General features: G+C 51.8%; 7 protein-coding genes. 4 read left to right on the forward strand and 3 right to left on the reverse strand.

Annotation, left to right across the window (positions count from 1 at the left end; translation table 11 throughout):
• Positions 1-19 precede the first annotated feature (19 nt).
• Positions 20-1,054, reverse strand: a complete 1,035-nt coding sequence (locus GJA01_RS14910) for a virulence-associated E family protein (RefSeq protein WP_169925656.1) — start codon at positions 1,052-1,054, stop codon at positions 20-22.
• Positions 1,055-1,266: 212 nt separating this feature from the next.
• Positions 1,267-1,566 carry a hypothetical protein gene (locus GJA01_RS15185; RefSeq protein ID WP_062502424.1) on the reverse strand — a complete coding sequence of 100 codons (300 nt, stop codon included), beginning with the start codon at positions 1,564-1,566 and terminating at the stop codon, positions 1,267-1,269.
• A gap of 362 nt (positions 1,567-1,928) precedes the next feature.
• On the opposite strand from GJA01_RS15185, the gene GJA01_RS14915 reads away from it, so the two are divergent.
• From GJA01_RS14915 to GJA01_RS14930, 4 genes are all read left to right on the forward strand, one after another.
• Positions 1,929-2,255 carry a hypothetical protein gene (locus GJA01_RS14915; RefSeq protein ID WP_145993813.1) on the forward strand — a complete coding sequence of 109 codons (327 nt, stop codon included), beginning with the start codon at positions 1,929-1,931 and terminating at the stop codon, positions 2,253-2,255.
• A 241-nt stretch (positions 2,256-2,496) separates the two neighbouring features.
• The gene (locus GJA01_RS14920; protein ID WP_062502426.1) at positions 2,497-2,982 is read left to right on the forward strand and encodes a helix-turn-helix domain-containing protein; all 486 of its coding nucleotides are present in this window, start codon (positions 2,497-2,499) and stop codon (positions 2,980-2,982) included.
• Positions 2,983-3,158: 176 nt separating this feature from the next.
• On the forward strand, positions 3,159-3,623 hold the full coding sequence (locus GJA01_RS14925; protein ID WP_174694506.1) for an acetyl-CoA C-acetyltransferase: 465 nt from the start codon (positions 3,159-3,161) through the stop codon (positions 3,621-3,623).
• A 169-nt stretch (positions 3,624-3,792) separates the two neighbouring features.
• Positions 3,793-4,332: a recombinase family protein gene (locus tag GJA01_RS14930; protein WP_062502427.1), complete on the forward strand. Its 540-nt coding sequence runs from the start codon at positions 3,793-3,795 to the stop codon at positions 4,330-4,332.
• A gap of 40 nt (positions 4,333-4,372) precedes the next feature.
• On the opposite strand, the gene GJA01_RS15455 is transcribed toward GJA01_RS14930, so the two are convergent.
• On the reverse strand, positions 4,373-4,568 hold a 196-nt coding region (locus tag GJA01_RS15455), incomplete at its 5' end, for a hypothetical protein (protein ID WP_218017422.1).

Raw genomic sequence — 4,568 nt, forward strand, 5'->3', positions numbered from 1 at the left:
AGCACCTTTCAGCACTAGATCAGTTTTCTAGCACCCAGCGGTCACTCTGCTGGCCTGTCCTGCGATGCACCCAGCCTAGTTTTTGCAGGCACTCCCTCACAGTAGCTTTGTCTGCGTGGCCTGCTGCGGTTTTGCCAATCGGGACATTGAGAAGCCCCGAAACTGTAACTTCCTTCATATCGGGGTGGGTTCTAAAGTGTGTTTCCAGTGTGCCAAGCCACGGGTGATCGTCATACCGTTTGGCTTGTTCAGGTCTGATATGTTCCACCTCAAACTCTGCGCTGGGCCACCATGCCTCGCCGTCCAGGTACGCAAGATAGGCTTCCGCAAAGAGTTGATCCCGCGCCGCCCGCAAGCCGTCAATGTCGCATGGCTCGCCTGACACCCCGCATTTCACCGGCCAGAATCTGCGATCCCCGGAGCTATCGCGTAGGTATTCCGTCCTGTTGGTCGTGCCGATAAACACGCACTGGCGAGGCTGTCTCACCTCGGTCCTACCGTATGCCGGGCGATAGGCTTCTTCTGTTCGAGTCAGGAAGGCTTTAAGCGCTTCACAATCGGCGCGGCTGGTAGCTGATAATTCCGCCATTTCGATCAACCACTTGCCTGATAAGTGCTGGCTCAAATCCTTGTTTGCGTCTTTGATCGGGGGCAAGTTATCTGAGAAATACCGGCCCCCAGCCAGAACCCGGCAGGCTGTCGATTTACGCAAGCCCTGCGCTCCCTCCAGAATGAGGGTGTAATCCATCTTGCAACCCGGCTTCATGACACGCGCGACCATTGCGATCATGAATAACCGGCCAATGCCCGCAACATAATCACTTTGCTCTGCACCCAAAAAATCGTGCAGCCAATGTTCAAGACGTGGGACGCCATCCCATTCCAAGCCATCCAGATATTCACGGATAGGATGGTAGGAGTTCTCTTCTGCTGTGGCCTGTATCGCTGCACTAACCTGTTGCACAGAAAAACTAAGACCATGAGAACGCGCCAATGCGGCTGATACGGCGGTATAGTCGGAATCCGTCAATTCACGGGGGGCGTCCTGCGCCATAGGCTGTCCCGTTACGGGAGAAGGCAGCGGATGATGGACCTCAGTCCTCCCGGTAAACTCATTGAACCTGAACGTGTCCGGGAACGTCTTAGAGGTAAGAAGGCAACAATTCGCCAAGTTAGGCACCGGCTTGTCATCACGGTTCTTAACTAACTGAGGAACGCCCCCAGCCGTAGCTGGGAGGGTCTGACGGAAATATGCGAGGGAGGTCATTATTCTACCCCTCCGCGTGCTGCGTGGAATTGATGACCTCGCCATTCCGCATAAAGACCTGATAGAATCCCGTAAGGCGGAATAGAAACGTTCGGATGAGATGCCACGAAAGAAATTAAATCATCCTCGCTCTCAAGAATAGGTATTTCTCTAGTATCATTCCTTAAAGACTCAATAACTAATGCCCGACCATCATATAATTCTGGAAGTTCACTGTTAATATATTCTTTAAAAGTCATTTCTTTGTTCTTCGTCATAATTGGTTCCATTGATTGGTTTTCATTATTTTTTGTCGGCATTTCAAAGTCCTTTCTTTCTTACCGACACCAACCAAAACACCTTGACGGGAACCTCTCCCTACCCTATGTTTCCTTTAAGCGATTTAGGAAAACTAGAGCCTGACCAAGGCTTTGGTCGGTTTTGTGCGCTCAAACGCACAACCCGATGTATGTAGTTATTAGTGCAGCCCACGTCAAGTGATTTTCCTCACTTTTCTGGCTGTTTTTCCGCGTCTGCACGTCTGGAAAAATAAACCCATATAAAACAATGACTTAGGAAGCCTTTATGGGATGTTTTTTTTTGGGCCTTCAGGATTCGCGAAACTGCCAACGCCGCCGGGCGGGTTCCTACCGATCAGCCCGGCGCGTTGGTATTATTCCGCATGACAAAGAAACCAGCCTATCGTGTCGCATTAGTGTCCGAAGAACTTCGCTATAGGCTCGCGCAAGCCGTGAGCGGAACCGATTATCGTTCTTTACTAGGCACGGGCGGGCAATGGTACGTTGACCAGTTCGTGATCTCTGACATTGGCGTTCGCCATAATATCAAAGAACTGTCCGGGGTGATTTACGAAGACGAAAAGCCTTATCCGTCATGGCCTGCGCTGGAAACCGAATTGCTTAACGAACCCGCGCAGATCGAATGGCGAGAAAGTTTGAAGCGCAAAGCCAAAGAACGCTGGATTGCCAAGCGTGACAAAACGAACTGACGGCGGTTAGAGATAGCCCTCTTGTCAGACTCATGATCCGCGATGCAGTATGTCGGAAATAAGTGAGGCGGCGGAGCCTAGGAACTCCAACCGCCTCGAAACTCGCTGTTTACCCCGGCGAGATATGATGAAAAGGCGATTGACCCCGCCAATTCATCCAAAGGCTATAATAGGCATGAAGCCTTCGGGTTTCAACAGCCTTTGAAGCCGGGAAAGTGTCTCGCCGTCTGAAAGGACGGATATGACCTCTTTCGCTTCCCAGATCTGGACCCTCTCACAGTCCAAACAGATCACCGCAAAAACGCATCTAGTTCTCCAAGCCCTCGCCAGCTTCGAGGGGCAGCGCGGTCTATTCCCATCTCATGAAAGCATTGCCGCCCGATCAGGGGCATCCGTGAGAAGCGTCATTAGGGCGCTAGAGACCGCTTATCAGCTTGGCATAGTAGAGCGGACCCGCCAGCGCGTTAGGCGTTCAGGGCGGCTTGTGAACGGCCCTAATCGCTATCGTCTGATCCTAACCGATATGGAAAAGGCCAGAGCAGCGGCGGCTCATGCTGCCTTGCGATTGAAAGAAGCCCTTGCCCGCAGAAAACAGCGGGTTCTTTCTAAGTGCCAAAATGACAGCGGATTATATTCTCAGAGTGATATTTTCTCTTATCGACCCAGATCAAAGAATGAATGGCTCGATGTAATCGCCTCATGGACGGTTAAACCGGTTCCGACCTGACACCAGCCCGACCGACACACCACAATCGACGTCAGATCGCTCAGGAAGAACGGAGCCACTGGGGAGGGTACGCCTTCACTCATGGCCTTACTGGCAACGGCTCGACCGGATACAGCGTAGCTACGATGGGGATATGATTGTATCGTTTAGGCGTATCTCTTGCCGTGGATGACCGTATGAGCCGCCAACGATTCACCTATCAGGAACTTGCTCACCAATGGGGCATCACGGTGCCTGCCGCTAAACAGCGCGTTAGACGTGCGGGGTGGAAGCGTGGGAAGGGCAATGACGGCATAGTCAGGGTTTTAGTTCCAGAGGATACGGAACGGATGGAAACAGCCGTACCCCCAAAGAAACCCGCAGAAAGCCAAGCCTTGGAGACGTTAAGGGATACGGTCGAAAACCTTACGAGCGTTACGGTCAGGCAGGCGCAGAGAATTGACGATCTGACCACGGCGCTTCTGGACAGCCAGGAACAGAACGCGGCTCTGCGGGAACGGCTGGCAACGCTTGAGGCCCATAAAGCCACAGAGACCACAGAAGCCGCTCTACCCGATAATCCACCAGCTACAGAGCGTAGGCTACAAAGGGGATACGGTGTCACGTTGAAGCGTATCCGTAGCTTCTTGCCGTTCGGTTGACTGTTATGACGCCTCGCCTCTCTGTCTCTTTTCGGTATAGCCAAAAACCACAAATCCAATGAGACACCGGGCATAGGAAAACTGCCCCCCTTTATGTCTCTTTTAGATTGCTTTTAATTTGGAGACATGGCACAAGGCTAGGGTCTAGAGCCAAAGGAGACACATTGCCATGAAATACGGGTACGCTCGCACCTCGACCACGGAACAGAACCCTGAAGCGCAAATTGCCGCATTGGAATCCGCAGGTTGCGACGTAATCCGCACGGAACAGAAATCGGGAACGAAGTTAGAGGGCAGAACGGAACTGCAAACGCTTTTGGACTTCATGCGTCCAGGTGATGTGTTGGTATGCGCCCGTATCGACCGGCTGGCCCGCTCCATTGCTGACCTGCAAACCATCGTGCAGACACTAAAGAGCAAGGGCGTTGCACTGCAATGCACAGAACAGCCAGTGGACACCACAACAGCCGCAGGGAAGTGCTTTCTCGATATGCTCGGGGTCTTTGCAGAGTTTGAATCTAACCTACGGAAAGATAGGCAGATGGCTGGGATTCAGAACGCCAAAGCCAAAGGCGTGTACAAAGGGAGGCCGCGCCAGATTGATCGGGAAGAAATCCGGGCCATGAAGGCAAGCGGCATGTCTGCAATCGAAATCAGCAACCGGATGGGAATTGCCCGCGCCCATGTGTATCGCTGTTTGAAAGATTGATCACAGCACTAACAGCACTAAACAGCACCAAGTTCAGCACCTAGAAAATGGCTGTTTTCTGCCGTTTTTTAAGGTTTAGTGCTAAAGTGCTAAAAATATCTCCAAACTTTTTATTGAGGATAACCCCTACTCTAAAAGTTTGCCGGAAAATCCAGCACTTCAGCACTAGATGCCAAAAAATGGCTGTTTTCTGCGGAAAATTAGGTGCTAATTCAGTGCTAAACTTCTGCACCAAA

The organism is Gluconobacter japonicus, from assembly GCF_002723975.1.
GTDB classification, from domain to species: domain Bacteria; phylum Pseudomonadota; class Alphaproteobacteria; order Acetobacterales; family Acetobacteraceae; genus Gluconobacter; species Gluconobacter japonicus.